At 60.1% G+C, this 534-nt stretch carries 1 protein-coding gene; it reads right to left on the reverse strand.

What is annotated here, in order from left to right:
- Positions 1-307 (reverse strand): hypothetical protein (locus ACR0E6_RS23010; RefSeq protein ID WP_480587789.1); only part of this gene is annotated, 307 nt, incomplete at its 3' end.
- Positions 308-534: the final 227 nt, after the last annotated feature.

Raw genomic sequence — 534 nt, forward strand, 5'->3', positions numbered from 1 at the left:
CCATCCAAAACCAGCTCGCGGCCATCATCGAGGCGATCCCCGTCACGATCAGCCCTGAGATCACCCAAGGAGAGATCGTCAGCCAGCGCCTGATCTGCTCGGTCCGTGTCTCGAACAAGCTCCTGCTCTCGTTCAGGAAGTGACGCGTATCGCTCTCGATGGTACGCCGCGCGTCGCTCACAATGGCTGTCAAATCGGTTCTGAAGCTCTCCAGCTGGGATGCCATCGAGGCGGCGTAGTCTTGGCGTATCGTGTCCAGCTCCGCGTTCAGTTTCTCGCTCAGCCGCGTCGGCTTGCCAGTCTTCATGAAAAATCTCTCCTTTAAGGCGCCAGCGTTCGCCGGACGCGGGGTCTTGGGCGGTCAGATAGGATTTGCCCGCACGAGGTAGGTCGAAGCCCGCGTCGGTAAGCGCCTCGATCATGCTTGCACGATCCTCGATCAGACCCATGGAAATCTGATCGAGGATCCACGCATGCAGTTCGTCGCGGCCTTGGGCGCGGTTCGGGGCTTCGATGGTGTCACGCACTTCTTGG

The organism is Ruegeria sp. AP12 (assembly GCF_056540025.1).